Annotated in this window: 18 protein-coding genes; 7 read left to right on the forward strand and 11 right to left on the reverse strand. The window is 66.1% G+C overall.

Annotated elements, in window-relative coordinates:
• Nucleotides 1-121: 121 nt before the first annotated feature.
• Nucleotides 122-1528, reverse strand: a complete 1407-nt coding sequence (ffh, locus tag ACQY39_RS08710) for a signal recognition particle protein (RefSeq protein WP_263517005.1) — start codon at nt 1526-1528, stop codon at nt 122-124.
• Between the two features lie 50 nt (nt 1529-1578).
• Between ffh and ACQY39_RS08715 the strand changes: the two genes are divergently transcribed.
• From ACQY39_RS08715 to ACQY39_RS08745, 7 genes are all read left to right on the forward strand, one after another.
• Nucleotides 1579-2451 carry a cytochrome C assembly family protein gene (locus ACQY39_RS08715; protein WP_428505314.1) on the forward strand — a complete coding sequence of 291 codons (873 nt, stop codon included), beginning with the start codon at nt 1579-1581 and terminating at the stop codon, nt 2449-2451.
• 18 nt (nt 2452-2469) lie between these two features.
• Nucleotides 2470-2715 carry a PP0621 family protein gene (locus tag ACQY39_RS08720; RefSeq protein ID WP_428505316.1) on the forward strand — a complete coding sequence of 82 codons (246 nt, stop codon included), beginning with the start codon at nt 2470-2472 and terminating at the stop codon, nt 2713-2715.
• Nucleotides 2712-4640, forward strand: coding sequence for a sensor histidine kinase (locus ACQY39_RS08725; protein ID WP_428505318.1), 1929 nt, complete (start codon nt 2712-2714; stop codon nt 4638-4640). Before ACQY39_RS08720 ends, ACQY39_RS08725 begins: the two co-directional genes overlap by 4 nt.
• 7 nt (nt 4641-4647) lie before the next feature.
• Nucleotides 4648-6240 carry a sigma-54-dependent transcriptional regulator gene (locus ACQY39_RS08730; RefSeq protein ID WP_428505320.1) on the forward strand — a complete coding sequence of 531 codons (1593 nt, stop codon included), beginning with the start codon at nt 4648-4650 and terminating at the stop codon, nt 6238-6240.
• A 787-nt stretch (nt 6241-7027) separates the two neighbouring features.
• Nucleotides 7028-9934, forward strand: coding sequence for a ribonucleoside-diphosphate reductase subunit alpha (locus ACQY39_RS08735; RefSeq protein WP_428505322.1), 2907 nt, complete (start codon nt 7028-7030; stop codon nt 9932-9934).
• 239 nt (nt 9935-10173) lie between these two features.
• A complete protein-coding gene (locus ACQY39_RS08740; protein ID WP_428505324.1) occupies nt 10174-11379 on the forward strand; it encodes a ribonucleotide-diphosphate reductase subunit beta in 1206 nt (401 codons plus the stop codon).
• A gap of 233 nt (nt 11380-11612) precedes the next feature.
• Nucleotides 11613-12278 carry a histone gene (locus ACQY39_RS08745; protein WP_428505326.1) on the forward strand — a complete coding sequence of 222 codons (666 nt, stop codon included), beginning with the start codon at nt 11613-11615 and terminating at the stop codon, nt 12276-12278.
• A gap of 127 nt (nt 12279-12405) precedes the next feature.
• Here the strand turns inward: ACQY39_RS08745 and ACQY39_RS08750 are convergent, their stop codons facing one another.
• From ACQY39_RS08750 to ACQY39_RS08795, 10 genes are all read right to left on the reverse strand, one after another.
• Complete coding sequence (locus ACQY39_RS08750) at nt 12406-13782, reverse strand: zinc-ribbon and DUF3426 domain-containing protein (RefSeq protein WP_428505328.1); 1377 nt, start codon at nt 13780-13782, stop codon at nt 12406-12408.
• An 87-nt stretch (nt 13783-13869) separates the two neighbouring features.
• Nucleotides 13870-14769, reverse strand: coding sequence for a 50S ribosomal protein L11 methyltransferase (gene prmA, locus ACQY39_RS08755; RefSeq protein WP_428510761.1), 900 nt, complete (start codon nt 14767-14769; stop codon nt 13870-13872).
• A gap of 47 nt (nt 14770-14816) precedes the next feature.
• Entirely contained in the window at nt 14817-16166 is a 1350-nt protein-coding gene (accC, locus tag ACQY39_RS08760) for an acetyl-CoA carboxylase biotin carboxylase subunit (RefSeq protein ID WP_428505330.1), read from the reverse strand.
• A 9-nt stretch (nt 16167-16175) separates the two neighbouring features.
• On the reverse strand, nt 16176-16637 hold the full coding sequence (gene accB, locus ACQY39_RS08765) for an acetyl-CoA carboxylase biotin carboxyl carrier protein (RefSeq protein ID WP_263517015.1): 462 nt from the start codon (nt 16635-16637) through the stop codon (nt 16176-16178).
• 69 nt (nt 16638-16706) lie between these two features.
• Nucleotides 16707-17162, reverse strand: a complete 456-nt coding sequence (gene aroQ / locus ACQY39_RS08770) for a type II 3-dehydroquinate dehydratase (RefSeq protein WP_428505332.1) — start codon at nt 17160-17162, stop codon at nt 16707-16709.
• Between the two features lie 188 nt (nt 17163-17350).
• Nucleotides 17351-17947, reverse strand: a complete 597-nt coding sequence (locus ACQY39_RS08775) for a TlpA disulfide reductase family protein (protein WP_428505334.1) — start codon at nt 17945-17947, stop codon at nt 17351-17353.
• On the reverse strand, nt 17944-18573 hold the full coding sequence (locus tag ACQY39_RS08780; RefSeq protein WP_428505336.1) for a hypothetical protein: 630 nt from the start codon (nt 18571-18573) through the stop codon (nt 17944-17946). Before ACQY39_RS08780 ends, ACQY39_RS08775 begins: the two co-directional genes overlap by 4 nt.
• Before the next feature lie 6 nt (nt 18574-18579).
• Complete coding sequence (locus ACQY39_RS08785; protein WP_428505338.1) at nt 18580-19329, reverse strand: transglycosylase domain-containing protein; 750 nt, start codon at nt 19327-19329, stop codon at nt 18580-18582.
• Nucleotides 19326-20192 (reverse strand): shikimate dehydrogenase, encoded by an 867-nt coding sequence (gene aroE, locus ACQY39_RS08790; RefSeq protein ID WP_428505339.1) that lies wholly within the window; start codon nt 20190-20192, stop codon nt 19326-19328. The genes ACQY39_RS08785 and aroE overlap by 4 nt, the downstream gene beginning before the upstream one ends.
• Entirely contained in the window at nt 20189-21046 is an 858-nt protein-coding gene (locus tag ACQY39_RS08795) for an energy transducer TonB (protein WP_428505341.1), read from the reverse strand. The genes aroE and ACQY39_RS08795 overlap by 4 nt, the downstream gene beginning before the upstream one ends.

Here is a 21046-nt window from a genome sequence, read left to right on the forward strand (position 1 = left end):
ACAGGTGAACAGGTGAACGGGTGAACGGGTGAACGGCTCGGCTTGGGCACCATGAAAAAAAGCCACCGGATCGCGGTGGCTTTTTTGTGGGTGAGCGGGGGGGGCGCTCGGGTGCGCGGCTTCAGCCGCCCAGGCCACCCATGCCGCCGCCGCCCATCATGCCCTTCATGGCTTTCATGCCGCCCATCTTCTTCATCATCTTCATCAGGCCGCCGCCGCTCATCTTTTTCATCATGCCCTGCATCTGGTCGAACTGATTGAGCAGGCGGTTGACGTCCTGGATCTGCACGCCGGCGCCGGCGGCAATGCGGCGCTTGCGGCTGGCCTTGCTCTTGCCGTCCATCAGCAAGTTGGGCTGACGGCGTTCCTTGGCTGTCATGGCGTTGAGGATGCCTTCCATGCGCTTCATATCGCGCTCGGCGCGGTCCATGTCTTGCGGGCCGGCCTTGGCGGTCATCTGGGTGGGCAGCTTGTCCATCAGGCCTGAGAGGCCGCCCATCTTCTTCATCTGCGAGATCTGGGCCAGGAAGTCGTTGAGGTCAAAGCCGCTGCCGGTCTTGAGCTTGTCGGCCAGCTTCTGTGCGGCGGCCACGTCCACGCCCTTGGTCACTTCTTCGACCAGGGCGACGATGTCGCCCATGCCCAGCACGCGGCCGGCATGACGCTCGGCATCGAAGACTTCCAGGCCGTCGAGCTTCTCTGACGTACCCGCGAACTTGATCGGTGCGCCGGTGATCTGGCGCACCGACAGGGCGGCACCGCCACGCGAGTCGCCGTCCAGCTTGGTCAGGATCACGCCGGTCAGGGGCAGGGCTTCCTTGAAGGCCTTGGCCGTGTTGATCGCGTCCTGGCCCTGCATGGCGTCGACCACGAACAGGGTTTCGACCGGGTTCAGCACCGCGTGCAGATCGCGGATCTCGGCCATCAGCGCTTCGTCGATGGCCAGGCGGCCGGCCGTGTCGACCAGCAGCACATCGAAGTAATGCTTCTTGGCGTAGTCAATAGCCGCCAGGGCGATGTCGTGCGGCTTTTGATCGGGGCTGGAGGCGAACCATTCAGCGCCGGCTTGGCCTGTGACCGTTTTGAGCTGCTCGATGGCGGCCGGGCGGTAGACGTCGGCGGAGACGGTCAGCACCTTCTTCTTGCGCTTCTCGATCAGGTGCTTGGCCAGCTTGCCGGTGGTGGTGGTCTTGCCGGCGCCTTGCAAGCCGGCCATCAAGATGACGGCGGGCGGCTGGGCGGCCAGATTGATGTCGGAAATGCCCTCGCCCATGGTGGCGGCGAGTTCCTTGTGGACGATGGACACCAGCACCTGGCCGGGGTTGAGCGAGCCCACCACCTCGGCGCCCAGGGCTTTTTCCTTGACCCGGGCAATGAAGTCGCGCACGACGGGCAGGGCCACGTCGGCTTCCAGCAGGGCCATGCGAACTTCGCGCAGCATCTCCTGGACATTGCTTTCGGTGATGCGGGCTTGGCCACGCATCGTTTTCACGAGCTGGCTCAGGCGGTCGGTCAGATTGGAGGCCATCGGGGGTGGCGCCGGACCGGAGGGGCGGCGCGCAAAAGTACACTGTGGCGATGATTTTATCGTTCGTCTCTGCCGAGTCCGCCCAAGCCCTGCTGACCGGCTTCAGCGTACTGGCCGTGGCCGCCTATGCCTGGGCCGCCTGGCGCAGCGAAACTCGCCCTGCCGAGGGTGGCAGCCCGGCTGCAGAGCGGCCCGCCTGGCCCGTGCATCTTGGCCTCTTGTTGCCCTTCGCGGCCCATTTTTTGGCTTTGTTGGTGGACATCTCGGGCCTGGGCCTGGCGCAGGCCGGCGCGCGCTTCGGCTTTGCGCCGGCGCTGTCGATGACAGCCTGGCTGGTGCTGGCGGTCTACCTGGTGGAAAGCCACCTGCTGCCGCTGCCGGGCGCGCGCCGGGTGCTGGCGCTGATGGCCCTGGTGACCGTGCTGCTGGCGCTCGTGTTTCCGGGTGAGAGCCGGCCGCAGGCCGCCTCGCCTTGGGCGCCCTTGCATTGGGTGCTGGGCCTGGCTTCTTATGGCTTGTTCGGTGTGGCGGTGCTGCACGCGGTGCTCTTGAACCGGGCCGAGCGCCAGATGCGCCAGGTCGGTTCGGGCACGGTCGGCCGTGCGCGGTCAGCCAGCCCCGGCCTGCCGCTGCTGCGTCTGGAGCGGCTCACCTTTCAGTTTGTCGGCGCGGGTGTGACCATGCTGTCCCTCGCTTTGCTGCTGGGCTGGTGGTTCACGCCGCAGTGGCGCTGGGATCACAAGAATCTTTTCGCCGTGCTGGGCTGGGTGGTTTTGACCGGTTTGCTGACCGGGCGCCGCATCTTTGGTTGGCGCGGCCGCCGCGCCACCCGCTGGCTCTACTTCGGCGCGCTGCTCTTGCTGCTGTCCTATGCGGGTTCGCGCTTTGTGCTGGAAGTTGTTTTGCAGCGTCCGCCGCTGTGATGGGATGCTGAAGCTGCCATGAAATACCTGATCTTGATCGGCCTGTTGGCCTTGTTGTTCTTTGTGCTGGGTTTCAAGCGCGCGCGGCCGCCGCAGCCGCCCGTGGCCGGCAAAGCGCGCGATTCAGCGCCCCAGGACATGCTCAGCTGTGCGCATTGCGGCCTGCATCTGCCGCGTGATGAGGCGCTGCCGGGCCAGGGCGGGGTGTTCTGCAGCGCCGCGCATCGCGCCAGCTATGAGGCGGAGCATGGCGGCGGGCGATGAACAAGGCTGAGCCGGCCCAGTCCTGGTTCGGGCCGGGCAGCGAGGCCACGGCCGCTGCTACCGAAGGCGATGCCGACACGGAGTCGCGCTTCGGCGGCCTGGGCAGCGCCAGCGGCTTCAGTGCTTCAGGCTTTGACGAATTGCAGGCCGAGGCTGCAAGCGCGCCAGCCGGTGATTCGCCGGACTTCTTTTTCCAGCAGGCGCGCCGCCTGGCACAGGCCGGTGGAAACGCCTTCGGGCGTCTGTACCGGGCCTTTCTTGCCGCTCGGGCGGCCCTGGGCCTGGTCCTCGTGGCCACGCAGGTGATCGCCGGTTTCCTGGGCTCGCCGCCGCCGCGCTGGACCTTGGGCCTGTGCTTGCTCTATGCCGCCGAGGCGCTGGCGCTCTGGCTCTTGCCGCGCCTGCAGCGCGGGGCCACGGCGCGCAGCCTTGCGCGCGTGTCCAGCCCGCAGTGGTGGGCCAGCATCGGCCTTGACCTCGGCCTGTTCGGCTTGCTCCATGCCTTCGACCGCTTGGCCGGCGTCAATTACGGGGCGCTCTTTGTGCTGCCGGTGCTGATGGCCGGTGTCTTGACGCCGCGCCTGCTGGCTCTGGCCACGGCCGCCGTGGCGGCCTTGCTGATGCTGGCCGTGTCCGGCTGGGCGGTGCTTGAGGGCGCCGATGTCGGCCTGCGCATGACGCAGGCGGGACTGGTTGGCAGCGGCTTTTTTGTCGTCAGCCTTCTGGCCAGCGAGTTGGCCAGCCGCTTGGCGCGCGAAGAACGGGCAGCGCGCGGCAGCATGGAGTTGGCGCGGCAGCAGGCGCAGCTGAACCGCCTGGTGATCGACGAAATGCAAGAGGGCGTGCTGGTGGTGGACCGGCGCGGCCGGGTGCGCGCGGCCAACCCGGCGGCCCGCATTCTTTTGGCCGATGCGGCGCCGCTGGCGCAGCAGGGGGTGCCAGGGGCGCCAGCCATGGTGCGCAAGGCGCCCTTCCAGCTGCGCGGCGTGCCGGCCTGGCAGCCGCTCGAGGCGGCCGTGGAGCAGGCCTTCACGGCCGGCAATTGGCCCGAGCTCGGGCGCGATATCAGCCTGAGCTTTGCCAGTGGCTGGCAACGCAGCCTGCGTCTGCGCATGCGTTTCACGCGCCGGCGCGAGCCCAACACCACGGAAGATTTGTGCGTGCTGCTGATCGAGGACAACCGCCAGGTGCAGGCGCGCAGCCAGCAGGAAAAATTGGCCGCCATGGGCCGGGTCTCGGCCGGCATTGCGCATGAGATTCGCAACCCGCTGGCCGCCATCGACCAGGCCAATGCCTTGCTGGCCGAGGACTTGGCCGAGCCGCGCGCTCAGCAGCTCACGCGCATGGTGGCGTCCAATGTGCAGCGCCTCAAGCGCATCGTCGAGGACGTGCTCGAAGTGGCGCCGGGCGCGGTGCCCACGCCGGTGCCGGTCGACGCCAGCACCCTGGTCAACGAAACCTGTCTCGATTGGGCGCGGACCAATCAGCTCGCGCCCGGGCCGCTGGATCCGCTCAGCTGCATCGTGCCCTTGCAGCCGCTGATCGTCAGTTTCGATCCCGAGCATCTGCGCCGCGTGCTGGTCAATCTGCTGGACAACGCCTTGCGTCATGCCGACCCGGGGCCCGCCTCCGTCCAGGTGCATCTGGACAGCGAAGCGTCCGCGGCCGGCCCGGGCTGGGCACGGCTGGTCATCTTCAATGCCGGTCGCCCGATTGCGCCCGAGGTCGAACGCCACTTGTTCGAACCCTTCTTTTCAACCCGCAGCCGTGGTTCGGGCCTGGGCTTGTACATTTGCCGGGAGCTGTGCGAGCGCTACGGTGCCCGCATCGACTACCAGCGCCGCCATGACGAAGCGCTGCCCGGCAACGAGTTCGTGCTGCGCCTGCGCTTGATGCCAGCCAGCAGCCCCGCCAACCTGATCTGAGACACCCATGAGCAGCAGCAGTCAACCTGCCGCCATCGGCCCCACGCACCGGCTGCTGGTGGTCGACGACGAACCCGATTTGCGCACGCTCTATGAGCTGACGCTTTTGCGCGAAGGCTATGAGCTGGAGACCGCCGGCACCGTGGCCGATGCACTGGCGCGCCTGCGAGCCCAGAACTACAGCGCCGTCATCACCGACATGCGCCTGCCCGATGGCAGCGGCCTGGACCTGCTGCATTGGCTGGAGCAGCAGGGCCGGGGCGAAAAAACGCTGGTAATCACGGCCTATGGCTCGGCCGAGAACGCCGTCGAGGCGCTCAAGGCCGGTGCATATGACTACCTGACCAAGCCGGTGGACTTGCGACAGTTCCGCTTGGTGGTGGCTTCTGCCCTGGGGCGTGTGGCCGCGGTGAGCGCAGTCCAGGCTGCGCCATCGGCTGCGGCGCCGTCTGCAGTGCTGCCACCCGCACAGCCCTCAGCGCCTACCGCCGCCGCGCAGGCTGCACCCGCACTGTTGCCGACCAAGGCTGCAGCCGCGCCGCGCCGCACAGCCCCCGCCGGCTCGGCCCTGGACCGGCTGGCCGGCCAGTCGGCGGCCATGCAGGAGGTGCGGGCCTTGATCGACAAGGTCTCCCGCAGCATGGCGCCGGTGCTCTTGCAAGGCGAGTCCGGCACCGGCAAGGAGCTGGTGGCCCGAGCCATCCACGACAGCGGCGTGCGCGCGCGCCAGCGCTTTGTGGCGGTCAACTGCGGCGCCATTCCCGAGCAGTTGCTGGAGGCCGAGTTCTTCGGTTACCGCAAGGGCGCCTTCACCGGCGCACATGAAGACCGTGAGGGCTTTTTCCAAGCAGCCGATGGCGGCACCCTGTTTCTTGACGAAATCGGCGACCTGCCCCTGGCCATGCAGAGCAAGCTTTTGCGCTCCATCCAGGAGCGTTCGGTGCGGCCGGTGGGGGCTGTGGTGGAGGCGCCTGTCAATGTGCGCATCCTCAGTGCCACTCACAAGGATTTGGGTGCCGAGGTGGCGGCCGGGCGCTTCCGCCAGGACTTGTTCTACCGCCTCAATGTGATCCAGCTGCGCGTGCCGCCGCTGCGCGAACGCATCGAGGACGTGGCCCAGATCGGCGAACAGGTGTTGACGCGCATTGCCCACGACGCCGGTGTCTCGCCGGTGCCGCGCCTGACTGCGGATGCACTGGACCTGCTTGCTCGCTATGCCTTTCCCGGCAATGTGCGCGAACTCGAGAACCTCCTGCACCGGGCGCTGGCTCTGTCGGGCGGGGAGTGGATCTCGGCCGGCGATCTGGGTTTGCCCGATGCGGTGCTCGATGATTCTCAGCTCTCAGCCTTTGATGTCCTGGATGACGCCTTGGTCGCCGAGCCGGCTGCACGCGGTGCGACCGAGTCCGCCCCGGAGTTGGCGGCTGCGGAACTGCCCTCCGATCTGGCCCGCTACCTTGACGAGGTGGAGCGAGACATTCTCTTGCGCGCGTTGGCCCGCCACCGCTTCAATCGCACGGCGGCAGGTGCTTCGCTGGGTTTGAGCTTGCGACAGATCCGTTACCGCATGGCGCGCCTGGACATCACGGCGGGTGAATGACCCGGCGGGCCAGCGGCTAGCCGGCCGCGGCCAGGCCCGGTAAAAAAACGTAAGCAGGGCAGCTTGTTCGGTGTGGCGCTGAGGGCTGCGGACGCGCGCGGCACGGCGAGTTGAATGCCGGCCGCAGCCCCTGCGTGTGAGCGGCTCGCTGCTGCGGCGTCGGGCACCGCCAGGATTGGCGCGGCCTGGCGCCGGATTCGGCCCGCCAGGCCAGGCGCCATGCGGGTCTGCTCGCCGCCGGCCCCTGGGCATCGGGGTTGGCGCGCGACGGGGCCTCGCGAAGCCCCGTGCCCGCCTGGATTCAGCGGCGCTGGGGGCGCCATCGCATAGCCACTTCGTACCGGCCCGTCAACGGGATTGATACGCTATCGGTAGTGCTTGAGGGGCTTCTCGCCCCCAGATATAGTGTCCGTCATGGTATCCTTCACGCTTGGCTGCGGTGCTCTGAATCGCCTGCTTGCTGCCCTCGGGCAGCTCGGGTGGGCGCAGAGACCCCGGTTCGCCGTCGAGGCTTCGGAGGCTGCTCAGGGTCTGGTTCAGACCCTGCAGCAGTCCATCAGGAGCAGGCGCCACCCGCTATGGATCGCGGGCTTCGGCGTCATCCTCGCAGCGTTCGGCCGACGGGCAGCCTTGCTTTGCAGGGCAGCTGCCTCGGCCCTCAGCCAACAACAACCATTGCCAGACCCGATGCGGTCCGGCGTGTCTGAACGGAGCTTCACCGCTCCCGCTACACGCCGCCGCATCGCCATGTATTTTTGAATCAAACGTGACACCCCAAGGAAGATCCATGCAGACACAAGCCGCTCCCGCTGTGAACCCGGCCCCCGAAGGCGCCAGCCGCCTGGCCTCGTCGACACTGAGTCTGGCCGCCCAGTCGGCCTTCCAGGCTTACCAGATCCTGCGCCGCAACGGCGCGGTGGTGGCCTTCGAGCCGAGCAAGATCGCCGTGGCCCTGATGAAGGCCTTCCTGGCCGTGCATGGCACGACCGGCGCGGCTTCGGCAAGCGTGCGCGAGACGGTGGACGGCCTGACCGAAGCGGTGGTGCGCGCCCTGCTGCGCTCGCGTCCGAGCGGCGGCACCTTCCACATCGAAGACATCCAGGACCAAGTGGAACTGGGTCTGATGCGCGGCGGCCATCATGAAGTGGCGCGTGCCTATGTGCTGTACCGCGAGCGCCGCTTCCAGGAGCGCCAGCGCCAGGGTGTGGTCGACACACCGCCGGCCGAGAACACCTTGACCGTGATCGACAACGGCCAGCGCGTGCCGCTGGACCTGCCGCATCTGCAAAGCTTGATCGTGTCCGCCTGCGCCAACCTCGGCGCCGACGTGAAGCCTGAGCCCATCCTGGCCGAGACGAAACGCAATCTGTACGACGGCGTGCCCATCGACGAGGTCTACAAGGCCTCCATCCTGGCCGCTCGTACCCTGATCGAAAAAGACCCGGGCTACAGCCGCGCCACCGCACGCCTGCTGCTGCACACCATCCGCCGCGAAGTGGTGGGTGGTGAGATCAGCCAAGAACAGATGCAAGAGCGTTACGCCGAGTACTTCCCCAAGTACATCAAGAAGGGCGTGGCCGCTGAGTTGCTGGACGAGCGCCTGGGTCAGTACGACCTGGCCCGCCTGGGCGCCGCGCTCAAGGCCGAGCGCGATCTGCAGTTCGACTACCTGGGCCTGCAGACCCTGTATGACCGCTACTTCCAGCACATCGAGGACAAGCGCATCGAGATGCCGCAGGCCTTCTTCATGCGCGTGGCCATGGGCCTGGCGCTGAACGAGATCGACCGCGAAGCCCGCGCCATCGAGTTCTACGAAGTGCTGTCGAGCTTCGACTTCATGTCCAGCACGCCGACCCTGTTCAACTCGGGCACGCGCCGCTCGCAGCTGTCGAGCTGCTACCTGACCACGGTCGCCGACGATCTGGACGGCATCTACGAGGCCCTGAAAGAGAACGCGCTGCTGAGCAAGTTCGCCGGTGGCCTGGGCAATGACTGGACCCCGGTGCGCGCTCTGGGCTCGCACATCAAGGGCACCAACGGCAAGTCGCAAGGCGTTGTGCCTTTCCTGAAGGTCGTCAATGACACGGCCGTGGCCGTGAACCAGGGCGGCAAGCGCAAGGGCGCGGTCTGCGCCTATTTGGAAAGCTGGCACCTGGACATCGAAGAATTCCTGGAGCTGCGCAAGAACACCGGTGACGACCGCCGCCGCACCCACGACATGAACACCGCGAACTGGATCCCCGATCTGTTCATGCGCCGTGTCATGGACGGTGGCGACTGGACCCTGTTCAGCCCCTCGACCTGCCCGGACCTGCACGACCTGTTCGGCAAGGCCTTCGAGACCGCTTACGTGGCCTACGAGGCCAAGGCTGACCGCGGCGAGATCAAGCTCTTCAAGCGTCTGCCGGCCAAGGACCTGTGGCGCCGCATGTTGTCCATGCTGTTCGAAACTGGTCATCCCTGGATCACCTTCAAGGACGCCTGCAATGTGCGCTCGCCCCAGCAGCATGTCGGCGTGGTGCACTCGAGCAACCTCTGCACCGAGATCACGCTGAACACCAATGACAGCGAAATCGCCGTCTGCAATCTGGGTTCGGTCAACCTGGTCCAGCACTTGAAGGGCGGCGGCGTGGATCACGCCAAGCTGAAGAAGACGATCTCGACGGCCATGCGCATGCTCGACAACGTCATCGACATCAACTATTACGCGGTCAAGAAGGCGCGTGACTCCAATCTGCGCCACCGTCCGGTGGGCCTGGGCCTGATGGGCTTCCAGGACGCGCTCTATGCGCTGCGCACACCTTACGCGTCCGACGCGGCGGTGGAGTTTGCCGACCGTTCGATGGAAGCGATCTGCTACTACGCCTACCAGGCCTCGACCGAGCTGGCCGAAGAGCGCGGCCGCTACTCGTCCTACCGCGGCTCGCTGTGGGACCGTGGCATCTTGCCGATCGACTCGCTGGAGCTGCTGGCTGAAGCGCGTGGCGGCTATGTGGAAGTCGACCGCTCGACCAGCATGGACTGGGACGCACTGCGTGCCCGCATCGCCACCCACGGCATGCGCAACAGCAACTGCGTCGCCATCGCCCCGACCGCGACCATCTCCAACATCATCGGCGTGGACGCCTCGATCGAGCCTTGCTTCGGCAACCTCTCGGTCAAGTCCAATCTGTCGGGTGAGTTCACCGTCATCAACGAAGCGCTGGTGCGTGACCTCAAGGCTCTGGGCCTGTGGGACGACGTGATGGTCATGGACCTGAAACACTTCGACGGTTCGCTGCGCCGCATCGACCGCGTGCCTGAAGAGCTGAAGAACCTCTACGCCACCGCCTTCGAAGTGGAAACGCAGTGGTTGGTGGAAGCCGCCGCGCGCCGCCAGAAGTGGATCGACCAGGCGCAGAGCCTGAACATCTACATGGCCGGCGCCTCGGGCAAGAAGCTGGATGAGACCTACAAGCTGGCCTGGCTGCGCGGCTTGAAGACCACCTACTACCTCCGCACCATGGGCGCGACCCACGCCGAGAAGAGCACGGTGACCAAGTCCGGTCAGCTCAATGCGGTGTCCTCCGGTGCGGCCGGCGGCATGGTGTCGGCACCGGCTCCCGCCGCTCCGGTGGCCGCCGAGTCTGAGCTTCCTGCCACCGACATGAAGTTCTGCTCGATCGACAACCCCGATTGCGAAGCCTGCCAGTAAGCGAATGAAAAAGAGGCGATCGCAAATCGCCTCTTTTTGTCTGTGGCCCGCGATGTCAATGTTCATCGATATCGTCGGCCATTTGTATGCATAGATTTGAAGTTATGTGTTGAAGCGCCCGGTGTGCATTTGTTCCAGAAATCGATGCAGGCCAGCAACGCGCAAGGCGTCTTGATGTCAAGAAGTCCTTGGTGTTTGAACACAACACTCTGATAATTCGACACGATAGGAAGTCCACCATGTTGGTTTGGGAAGAAGACCTGAAGCCTGCTGATTCAGCCACTGCAAATGCCGCATCCAGCCCCGCTGCGAATGCGCGTGTTGATGCCCCCGTCGGCGCTGCAAACAGCGCCGCTCCGGCAGCTGGCCTAACCCCCTCCTCACCGGCCGCAGCCGTGCTGGCCGCGTCGCCGACCCAGGCCGCCGAGCGCCGCGTCAAGGCCGCTGACAAACGCATCATCAACGGCCAGACCGACGTCAACCAGCTGGTGCCCTTCAAGTACAAGTGGGCCTGGGAGAAGTACCTGGCCACCTGCGCCAACCACTGGATGCCGCAGGAAGTGAACATGTCGCGCGACATCGCCTTGTGGAAGGACCCGAATGGTCTGTCCGAGGACGAGCGCCGCATCATCAAGCGCAACCTGGGCTTCTTTGTCACCGCCGATTCGCTGGCCGCCAACAACATCGTGTTGGGCACCTACCGCCACATCACGGCGCCCGAGTGCCGCCAGTTCCTGCTGCGCCAGGCCTTTGAAGAGGCCATCCACACCCACGCCTACCAGTACATCGTCGAGTCGCTGGGCCTGGATGAGGCCGAGATCTTCAATGCCTACAACGAAGTCAAGTCGATCCGCGACAAGGACGAGTTCCTGATCCCCTTCATCGGCGCGATCATGGACCCCAACTTCCACACCGGGACGCTGGAGACCGACCAGACCTTGCTGAAGAGTCTGATCGTGTTCGCCTGCCTGATGGAAGGCCTGTTCTTCTATGTCGGCTTCACCCAGATTCTGGCCATGGGCCGCCAGAACAAGATGACCGGTGCGGCCGAGCAGTACCAGTACATCCTGCGCGACGAGTCCATGCATTGCAACTTCGGCATCGACCTGATCAACCAGATCAAGCTCGAGAACCCGCAGCTCTGGACCGCCGAATTCAAGGCTGAGATCAAGGCCTTGTTCATGAAGGCCGTCGAGCTCGAGTACGCCTACGCCGAAGACACCATGCCGCGTGGCGTGCTGGGCCTGAACGCATCGATGTTCAAGGGCTATCTGCGCTATATCGCCAACCGTCGTGCCACCCAGATCGGTCTGGAGGAACTCTTCCCGAATGAAGAGAACCCCTTCCCCTGGATGAGCGAAATGATTGACCTGAAGAAGGAACGCAACTTTTTCGAAACCCGCGTCATCGAGTATCAAACCGGTGGTGCGCTGAGCTGGGACTGAAGCCGCGCGGGCCCTGGCCTTCGCACTCCATCGCAGTTCATCGAGAGAGATCAGAGACACACGTAACCGCCATTTGCAGCGCCACCGGCCCGAGGCCGGTGCGCTCAAGCGGCACCCCGATTTACCGTACCGGAGCACTCCTCCTGGGTGACATTTGGACGGTGAATAACTGCGCTGCAGCGGCCTCGCTGACTGTAGGCAGTGCTCTTTTCACTTGATCAAGGAGAACTGAAATGGCAACTGCAAAGAAGGCTACGGCCAAGAAGGCCGCCGCTCCGGCGAAGAAGGTCGCTGCTGCACCGAAGGCTGCTGCACCGGCAAAGAAGGCTGCTGCTGCGCCTAAGGCCGCCGCACCGGCGAAGAAGGCTGCAGCTCCGGCCAAGAAGGCCGCTGCACCGGCGAAGAAGGCTGCGGCTCCTGCCAAGAAGGCTGCCGCACCAGCGAAGAAGGCCGCGGCTCCTGCCAAGAAGGCTGCTGCACCGGCGAAGAAGGCTGCCGCTCCTGCCAAGAAGGCAGCTGCACCGGCGAAGAAGGCTGCTGCTCCTGCCAAGAAGGCAGCTGCACCGGCGAAGAAGGCGGCAGCTCCTGCCAAGAAGGCCGCTGCACCGGCGAAGAAGGCGGCAGCTCCTGCCAAGAAGGCCGCTGCACCTGCCAAGAAGGCCGCTGCGCCGATCAAGCCGCCCGTGAAGAAGGCTGCTGCGCCGATCAAGCCGCCGGTCAAGAAGGCTGCCGCTGCTGCCCCCAAGGCCGCTGCGCCGAAGGCTGCCGCACCGAAGGCCGCTGCTGCCAAGCCGGCTGCCAAGAAGGCTGCTGCCAAGCCCGCTGCTGCGGCTCCCGCAGCCAAGACGGCGCTGAGCCCGCAAGCCGCATGGCCCTTCCCCACAGGCAACAAGCCCTGAGGAATAGGGTGACCGAAGTCGGCTTGCGCCGGCTTGGGGTCTCCCGCTTCGAACCCGGCCTCGGCCGGGTTTTTTTACGCCTCTTGCTTTTGTCTTGGCTCTGCCAGCCGCAAGCGGCCAGGGCCGCTCAAGGGTAGAAGAGTTCCACGCTGTATCCGCTCACCGCGCGCTCGCCGGTGGTCAGGAGGGTGTTCACAGGCAGCTCACTGCTGGCTGCCAAGGAGTCCTTGCTCAGGCCGAAATCGTGGGGAGCCAGGGCCCGGCGTGCGATCAGTTGGCCGCTGGCGTCGGTCAGACTCAGCTCGACCCAGGGCAGGGCCAGTTCGAACTCGCTCTTGTTGCGCAGGCTCAAGGCCAGCTTGTAATGATGGCCTGAGCCGGCCTGGCTCAGTGCGCTGCTGTCGACGCTGAAGCTTTCCAGTCTTTGCCAGGGCTTGAGTTCGCACCGGGCCAGCTCGCAAAAGGCTTGAAGGTCGGGGCGCAGCTGCGGATAGCGGGCCACCAAGGCATCACGGAACTGCCAGGTCGCCTGCAGACCCAAGGCCAGCAGGGCCAGGCCGCAGAGCAGACCCAGGCTCAGCCGCACCCAGAGTCGACCCCAGAGCGCTTGACTGCGTGTGGGCCTGAGGAACTCGGGCAGCTCAGCCGAAGTGGTCGTTTGGGCTCCGGCGGCGGTGGTCGAAGCGGAGGTTGAACCCGCTTGCGCAGCCGCTTCGGCTTCGGCCAGCAATTCGCCGCCGGCGCCCAGCGTGGTCGCCTGGAAGCCGTGATCGTCTTCCTCGACGGTATTCGATCCTGTCGGCTCAGCTGCTGCTGCAGCAGCTGATCGGTTCAGTTGGGCCTGGCGCTCGCTTTCCGCCAGCATCGCCGATTCGATCTCGGCCGCGATCTCGGCGCGCTGTCGGGCTTGCGCTTGCTCGGCGGCTTGCGCAGCGAGCAGACGCGCCATCTCTTCCTGAACTTCCTGCTCGATCTGCTGTTCGATCTCGGGCTCAGTCCAGGCCGGTGCCGCGTCCTTCGGCGGAGTGGCCGGGGCAGGCGGCGGCTCGTCGATCCAGCGCGGCTCATGGCGGGAGTCCATGGCGGCGGCGACGATGGAATCGTGCGTGCCGAAATCCATGCTGGGGCTGGCCGAGGCGCTCTGCTCATGACGCGGGTGTTCAGCGTCAGCGGCGAAGTGGCTTTCGCTCTGAACCGGCGGCGCAGCCCGGTGCATGTTCAGGTCGGGCTCGGGCGTCGCCTGGTTCTCGGCCGTGGCGGGCGCTGGCGCTTGCGTGAGCTGATCGCGCATGGCCAGGTCCATGGCTGGGGTGGCCAGGGCGGCCGGCGCGGGAACCGGTGGCCAGGGCGGCGGCGCTTCCAGGTCGATGTCGAACAGCTGCTCGCGGGCGTCGAAAACTTCGGCGCAGCGGCCGCAGCGCACCCAGCCTTCCGAGACCCGGAGCTGGTCTTCCACGACGCGGAAAATGGTTCCGCAGGCGGTGCAACGGGTGGCAAGACTCATGGCGTGATCATGCCATGAGTCCGCCGAAGCTCAGGCCTAGGCAAGCCCGAACTCGATCGCGAATTCGGGCTCCGCACCATGCCCGAATCAAGCCGCAGGGCGCTGTGCCGTCATCAGGATCCAGCCCTCTTCCTCGTCGCTGACGTCCAGCTTCAGCCAGGGGGCGTAGGCTTCCTTCAGTTCCTCGGCCTGGCGGGCCAGGATGCCGGCCAGAATCAGGTGAGCACCTGGCGCCAAATGAGCGGCCAGTAGCGGTGCCAACAGCTTGAGCGGCGTGGCCAGGATATTGGCCATGACCAGCGGATATTCGCCTTGCGCGGCGTCCGGCAGAGCAGCGGTCAGGCTGACCTGATTGGCCTTGGCATTGTCCCGGCTGGCGGTGATGGCCGCCGGGTCGATGTCGACCGCGTCAATGTTCTGCGCGCCATGCAGAGCCGCGCCGATGGCCAAAATGCCAGAGCCGCAGCCGTAGTCGAGCACGCGGGTCCAGCCGGGGCTGAGCTCAGCGTGGCGGGCGATCCAGCGCAGGCACATGCGGGTGGTCGGGTGGGTGCCGGTGCCGAAGGCCAGGCCCGGGTCCAGGCGCATGATGCGCTGGGCTTGGGCCGGAGCCTCATGCCAGGACGGCACGATCCAGAACTCGGGCGTGATCTCGACCGGCGCGAACTGCGACTGCGTCAAGCGCACCCAGTCCTGCTCGGCCACCGCCTGGATCGCCTGCACATGGACATCGGCCGCCCAATCCTGGCTCAGGATCAGGGTGGCGCATTCGGTGGCTTCGTTCTCGTCCGGGAACAAGGCCTTGACCACCGAGCGCTGCCAGCCGCCCCGCGGCGCCGGCATGCCGGGTTCGCCGAACAGGGCTTTCTCGGCATCGGTGTCGGCATCGGCGTCTTCCACCGACACCGCCAGTGCGTCCAGCTCCATCAGCGCATCGCTGACGGTCTCGACATCATCCTCGCCGCAGATCAGCAGCAGCTCATGCAGCGTGGCCGGGTTCGGCTCGTCGGCCGTGTCTTGTGCAGTGGTGTCGCTCATCGCTTGTGTTGGCTCATCCAGCCTTCGAGGTAATGGATGTTGGTGCCGCCCTCGACGAACTTGGCGTCCACCATCAGCTCGCGGTGCAGCGGGATGTTGGTCAGGATGCCTTCGACCACGGTCTCGCTCAGGGCGATGCGCATGCGGGCCAGGGCCTGCTCGCGGGTGTCGCCGTGAACGATGATCTTGCCGATCATCGAGTCATAGTGCGGCGGCACGACGTAGTTGGTGTAGACATGCGAGTCGACGCGCACACCCGGGCCACCCGGTGCGTGCCACATGGTGATGCGGCCCGGCGAGGGCGTGAACTTGAACGGGTCTTCGGCATTGATGCGGCACTCGATGGAGTGGCCGCGCATCGTGATATTGCGCTGGGTGAAGGGCAGCTTCTCTCCGGCCGCCACCTTGATCTGCATCTGCACGATGTCGATGCCGGTCACCAGTTCCGTCACCGGATGCTCCACCTGCACGCGGGTGTTCATCTCGATGAAATAGAACTCCCCGTTTTCGTACAGGAACTCGAAAGTGCCGGCTCCGCGGTAGTTCATCTTGCGGCAGGCGGCGGCGCAGCGGTCACCGATCTTCTCGATGATGCGGCGCGGGATGCCCGGTGCCGGTGCTTCTTCGAGGATCTTCTGATGGCGGCGCTGCATGGAGCAGTCCCGCTCGCCCAGCCAGACCGCGCTCTTGTGCTCGTCGGCCAGCACCTGGATCTCTATATGGCGAGGGTTCTCGAGGAACTTCTCCATATAGACCTGGGGGTTGCCGAAGGCGGCACCGGCTTCGGTGCGCGTCATCTGCACGGCATTGACCAGGGCAGCTTCGGTGTGCACGACACGCATGCCGCGGCCACCGCCGCCACCGGCGGCCTTGATGATGACCGGGTAGCCGATCGAGCGGGCGATCTTGATGATCTCCTTCGGGTCCTCGGGCAGGGCGCCTTCGGAGCCCGGCACGCAGGGCACGCCGGCGCGGATCATGGCCTGCTTGGCCGAAACCTTGTCGCCCATCATGCGGATGGACTCGGGTGTCGGGCCGATGAAAGTGAAGCCGCTGCGCTCGACACGCTCGGCAAAGTCGGCGTTCTCGCTCAGGAAACCGTAGCCGGGGTGGATGGCCTCGGCGTCGGTGACCTCGGCCGTGGCGATGATGGCCGGCATGCTGAGGTAGCTCTGCGCGGACGCGGCCGGGCCGATGCAGACGGCCTCGTCGGCCAGCTTCACGTACTTAGCGTCGCGGTCAGCTTCCGAGTAGACGACCACCGACTTGACGCCCAGCTCGCGGCAAGCGCGCTGAATCCGCAAGGCGATCTCGCCTCGGTTGGCAATCAGAATCTTCTTGAACATCGCAGGTCCTTATTCGATGACGAACAAGGGTTGACCGAATTCGACGGGCTGGCCGTTTTCGCACAGCACCTTGGTGATGGTGCCGCTGAAGTCCGCATCGATCTCGTTCATGATCTTCATCGCTTCGATGATGCAGATCGCCTCGCCTTCCTTGATCTGCTGGCCGACTTCAGCGAAGGGCTTGGCATTCGGGCCGGAGGCGCGGTAGAAGGTGCCGACCATGGGCGACTTGACGATGTGGCCGGTTTCGGCCGGAGCTGCGACAGGCGCTGCGACCACCGGGGCGGCGGCGGCCACGGGTGCGGCGGCTGCGACCGGTGCGGCGGCGGGTGCGGCCATCATCATGGGCACGGCCACCGAGCCATCCGACTTGACGATGCGGACCTTGCCGTCGGCTTCGGTGATCTCGAGTTCCGAGATGTTCGACTCGGACACCAAATCGATCAGGGTCTTGAGCTTGCGCAGATCCATAGAATTTCTCCAGCGAATTGATATTTATTGTTGGTGAAACAGGGCGGCCGGATGGGCCGCCACCCTCGACTACTGCTTGTGTTGCGCTTGTGTCTGCAACTGCTTCAGTGCGTAGCTCAGTGCCAGCTGATAGCCCTGAGCGCCCAGGCCGCAAATCACGCCCACCGCAAGCTCGGAAAAATAGCTGTGTTGGCGGAACGCTTCGCGCTTGTGGACGTTGGACAGATGGACTTCGATGAAAGGCAGGGCCACGGCAGCCAAAGCGTCCCGGATGGCCACGCTGGTGTGCGTGTATGCCGCCGGGTTGATGATGATGAAGCGGCAGCCTTCTTGCGCGGCGGCCTGAATGCGGTCCACCAGCGCACCTTCGTGGTTGCTCTGGAAGGATTTTAGTTCAGCTCCGGCATTGGTTGCTATCTCAGCCAAATCAGCGTCAATTTGCGCCAAAGTCTGTGATCCATACACCCCTGGCTCCCGGGTTCCGAGGAGGTTGAGGTTGGGGCCATGAATGACGAGAATTTGCATCGGCAAGGTCTTGGGCGGCCGCGCTCAGATTTAGAGCCCGGACACTAGAAGCGAAGAAGGCCGGACTTTACGCGTTTTAGGGGGCGATCAAGACGGCTCGCCGGAAATAAATCGCTTGACCCTTTTGCGCAAATACGCTTGCCCGAGTCCTGCCCGCCGTCCGCCAGAAGCCCTGGCTGCACTGCGAATCAGACCGTTTTTGCGGCCAGCTCGCGCAGTTCGCTGAGGCTGGTGGCGCCGGTCTTGCGCCAGATGATGTGGCCATCTCGGCCCAAGGCGATGCTGAAGGGCAGGCCGCCGTTGCTGTTGCCCAGTGTGCGGGCCAGCTGGGCGCCGGTCAATCCGGCCATGCCCTGGGGGAAGTCCAGAGGCAGCTTCTTGAGAAACTCGCGCACCGGCGTGGGTGCGTCGACGGCGAGGCCCAGCACCTGCCAGCCCTTGGGCTTGAACTCGTGCTGGAACTCGGCCAACTCGGGCAATTCCTTGACGCAGGGCGGGCACCAGGTGGCCCAGAAATTCAGGAGCACAAGCTGGCCTCGGTAGTCGGCCAGGCGCAGATCACCGCCCTCCGGCCGCTCGAAGCTGGCGGCCCAGAGCTCGGTCTCGGCCGGCGGCAGGGCGGCAGCGGGTGTGGCCGCAGCGGGGGCAGGCGCCTGAGGTGCTGTGCGCACGCCCAGGTAGAGGCCGCCCAGGCCGGCGGCGCCGGCCAGGGCGCGCAAGGCCCAACGGCGCCCGCTGGAGACGGGCGGCGTGTCGTGTTCGGGCGAAGGAGTCTGGCTGCTCATGGGAGGCGGTCGCTTTCAGGTTCGGTGGGTTCGTTCAGCAGGCGCTGCAGGGCGGCCAAGTCGCCGCGCTCGCTGCGGCCCCGGCTGTCCAGCTTGAGGGCGCCACGCAAATCGTCGAAGTCCAGGATGCTCAGGTGCACCGTGATCTGCTCCTGCAGCGCCCGGCAGGGCGCGGCGAGCGAGAGCACATCGATCTGGCGGCCGCGGGCATCGTGGGTGGCGCCGACTTCGTAGTCCACGCCCAGATTGATCAGGCCGATTTCGGAGGCCTTGCTGTCGTCGCAATAGAGCTGGAGGTGGATGTTGTTCAGGCGCGTGGCCGTGCCGCGCCAGACGGCGCCGCAGAGATGCGGGCGGAATTCGGCCAGGCGTGCCATCCACTGCGCGGCCAGCTCGCGCAAGGCGCGCAGCTCGGCCGGCTGGGTGTCGGCACAGAAAATGGCCAGGTACTCGCGGACCTCGTCTTCCAATTCTTCGTTGCTGGGCAAGGCGGCACGGCCATGGCGGCTCAGGCCAAGCGCCTTCAGTGCGCGCTGCTTGGCCGGGCCGTATTCCATGCCTTCCTCCACCACCAGGCGGGCGGCCGTGGCGGCGATTTCTTGGCTGAGGGTGGATTCGCTGTTCATCGCCGCTCAGGGTAGCTCAACCGCCGGCATGCGTGCCTCGATGGTCGCAGCGCGCGACAGCACATAAGGCGAAGCCGGGCGCTTCTCGAAGCGCTTGGGCGCCGGCAGCATCACGGCCAGGCGGGCGGCCTGGTTGGCGCTGAGTCGGCTGGCATCGAGCCGGAAATAGTTGCGGGCAGCGGCTTGAGCGCCGAACAGGCCTTCGCCCCATTCGACGTTGTTCAAATAAATGTCCAGGATGCGCTGCTTGCTCAGCAGCCCTTCCAACATATAAGTGATGACGATTTCCTGGCCCTTGCGCACGAAGTTGCGCTCGCCGCTGAGAAACAGGTTCTTGGCCAGCTGCTGGGTGATGGTGGAGCCGCCGACCACCTTGGCCGGCTTCACGGTCTTGGCGGCCGGGCCGACCTGGGCCAGCCTCTTTTCCAGCTTGGCCTGGGCGCGTTGGTTGCGTTCCCAGGCTTTTTCCAGCGCGTCCCAGTCCACGCCGCTGTGCTCGGCAAAGCTGGCGTCTTCGCTGGCGATCACCGCGCGACGCAGCTGAGGCGAGAGCGCCTCGCCATCCACCCATTGCTGGCTCCAGGGCAGGCGGCCTTGCTCGCTGAGGATGCGCCAGGCCTCGGCCCGCTGGAAGGTGGTGGACTGCGGCGCCAGCACATTCATCAGCGCGATGCGCCCGGCAAAGTAGAGCTGCAAGGCCAGGGCGCCCAGCAGCAGCAGGGCGGCCAGCCGGGTCAAGAAGCGCAAGGGCTTCATGGCTTTGAAGCCAATTCCTGGCGCAGCGCTTGCAGCACCGGGCCGGTGTCCGGCCGTTTGCCGCGCCAGAGGGCAAAGGCCTCGGCCGCCTGCTCGACCAGCATGCCCAGGCCGTCGCGACCCTCGGCGCCCTGGGCGGCCGCCCAGGCCAGGAAGGGCGCGGCCGCTGGGCCATACATCATGTCCAGGGCCAGGGCGCCGGGGGCCAACACGCCGTCCGCCACCGGCACGGCGGCACCGGCCAGGCTGGCACTGGTGCCGTTGATCAGGATATGGAAGCCCTGGCCACAGTCTTGCAAGCTGCGGGCCTGCAGGGCCACGCCATGCTGTTCGGCCCAGTCGGCATGCTGGGCGACCAAGGCGGCGGCTTTGTCCACGCTGCGGTTGGCCACGGTGATGGCGGCCGGCCGGGCCGCGATCAGGCTGCCCAGCACGCCGGCCGAGGCGCCACCGGCGCCCAGCAGCAAGACCGTTTGTCCTGCCAGGCTGCGAGCGGCGTTGTGCTCGATGTCGCGCACCAGACCGGCGCCGTCGGTGTTGTCGCCCAACCAGGCGGGCCGGCCGTCTGAGTCGCAGTCGAAGCGCAAGGTGTTGACCGCGCCGGCCAGGCGGGCGCGCTCGCTCAGGCGCGCGGCCAGGGCATGAGCCTCGAACTTGAAGGGCACGGTGATGTTGCAGCCGCGGGCGCCGCTGGCGGCGAAGGCCTGAACGGTGGCGGCAAAGTCGTCCAGCGGGCAGAGCAGGCGCTCGTAGCTCAGGGCTTCGCCGGTTTGGGCGGCGAACTGGGCGTGGATGGCCGGCGAGCGGCTGTGGGCGACCGGGTTGCCCGCGACGGCATAACGATCCGGTTCAGGGCTGCTCATGGCTGCGGGCTCAAGGTGGTTTCCAGCCCGTCTTCGCGGGTGAAGCGGAAGCGCGAGCTGATCACCAGCACCTCAGCGCCCTTGCGCATGGCCTGGCTGAAGTTGCCGAAGGGGCTGGCCGCGCGCACGATGGCCACGGCGCGGCGGTCGAGTGTCTTGTTGCCCGAGGACGCGACGATGTCGGTCTCGATCACGCGGCCGCGATGGTCCACATGGATGTTCATGGTCAGCTCGCCGTAGAGCTTGCGGCCCTTGTAGCTGGGGAAGTCGCGCGTGCCGCGCGCCTCGACCTTGCGGCGCAAGAGGTCGTAATACTGGGCGTAGACGACTTCACGCGTGGCCGGGCTGACATAGCGCTTGCGCGGCCGGGCGTTCTCTTCGTTGACCCGACGTTCGATCTCGGCCAGCAGCTGCACCAGCTGGCGGCGGCGTTCGGCCTGCTCGCGCGCCTCGGCCGTGCCGCGGTCGCGCTCGGGGTCGGGTGGGGGCAGCAGGGACAGCTCGCGGCGCACCCGGCTCAGCAGCTGCTGTTGCTGCTGCTGCAGCTCGGCGATCTGAGCATGCTGCACCTCATTGGCCTCGCCCACTTCCAGCAGTTTGGACGGCGGCAGGGGCGAGGTGGCGCGGCCAGACTCGGCCTGGCCGCCACCGGCCAGATTCGCCTGGGCCAGGGCCTGCGCCTTGGTCGGCGGCTCGGTGCTGCGGCTGTTGACCAGCACGACCTCGAGCGGCGTTTCCTCGAACAGGCGATTGAAGCGCTCCGGGTCCACCCAGCGGAAAGCCAGCAGACCGGCATGCACAGCGGCCGAAACGAGCAGCGCGATCTGCAGGGTGGAGAACGGGCCGCGCCGCAT

This window comes from Roseateles sp., from assembly GCF_965262435.1.
In the GTDB taxonomy this organism is placed as follows: Bacteria; Pseudomonadota; Gammaproteobacteria; order Burkholderiales; family Burkholderiaceae_C; genus Paucibacter_A.

Excerpts from the sequence above, each read along its gene's own strand:
- ACQY39_RS08735 (WP_428505322.1), top strand. The coding sequence starts at position 7,028 with ATGCAGACACAAGCCGCTCCCGCTGTGAACCCGGCCCCCGAAGGCGCC.
- ACQY39_RS08775 (WP_428505334.1), bottom strand. The coding sequence starts at position 17,947 with ATGAGCAGCCAGACTCCTTCGCCCGAACACGACACGCCGCCCGTCTCC.
- ACQY39_RS08740 (WP_428505324.1), top strand. The coding sequence starts at position 10,174 with ATGTTGGTTTGGGAAGAAGACCTGAAGCCTGCTGATTCAGCCACTGCA.
- aroE (WP_428505339.1), bottom strand. The coding sequence starts at position 20,192 with ATGAGCAGCCCTGAACCGGATCGTTATGCCGTCGCGGGCAACCCGGTC.
- accB (WP_263517015.1), bottom strand. The coding sequence starts at position 16,637 with ATGGATCTGCGCAAGCTCAAGACCCTGATCGATTTGGTGTCCGAGTCG.
- ACQY39_RS08745 (WP_428505326.1), top strand. The coding sequence starts at position 11,613 with ATGGCAACTGCAAAGAAGGCTACGGCCAAGAAGGCCGCCGCTCCGGCG.
- ACQY39_RS08795 (WP_428505341.1), bottom strand. The coding sequence starts at position 21,046 with ATGCGGCGCGGCCCGTTCTCCACCCTGCAGATCGCGCTGCTCGTTTCG.
- aroQ (WP_428505332.1), bottom strand. The coding sequence starts at position 17,162 with ATGCAAATTCTCGTCATTCATGGCCCCAACCTCAACCTCCTCGGAACC.
- ACQY39_RS08750 (WP_428505328.1), bottom strand. The coding sequence starts at position 13,782 with ATGAGTCTTGCCACCCGTTGCACCGCCTGCGGAACCATTTTCCGCGTC.
- ACQY39_RS08780 (WP_428505336.1), bottom strand. The coding sequence starts at position 18,573 with ATGAACAGCGAATCCACCCTCAGCCAAGAAATCGCCGCCACGGCCGCC.
- ACQY39_RS08730 (WP_428505320.1), top strand. The coding sequence starts at position 4,648 with ATGAGCAGCAGCAGTCAACCTGCCGCCATCGGCCCCACGCACCGGCTG.
- ACQY39_RS08720 (WP_428505316.1), top strand. The coding sequence starts at position 2,470 with ATGAAATACCTGATCTTGATCGGCCTGTTGGCCTTGTTGTTCTTTGTG.
- ffh (WP_263517005.1), bottom strand. The coding sequence starts at position 1,528 with ATGGCCTCCAATCTGACCGACCGCCTGAGCCAGCTCGTGAAAACGATG.
- ACQY39_RS08725 (WP_428505318.1), top strand. The coding sequence starts at position 2,712 with ATGAACAAGGCTGAGCCGGCCCAGTCCTGGTTCGGGCCGGGCAGCGAG.
- accC (WP_428505330.1), bottom strand. The coding sequence starts at position 16,166 with ATGTTCAAGAAGATTCTGATTGCCAACCGAGGCGAGATCGCCTTGCGG.
- ACQY39_RS08715 (WP_428505314.1), top strand. The coding sequence starts at position 1,579 with ATGATTTTATCGTTCGTCTCTGCCGAGTCCGCCCAAGCCCTGCTGACC.
- ACQY39_RS08785 (WP_428505338.1), bottom strand. The coding sequence starts at position 19,329 with ATGAAGCCCTTGCGCTTCTTGACCCGGCTGGCCGCCCTGCTGCTGCTG.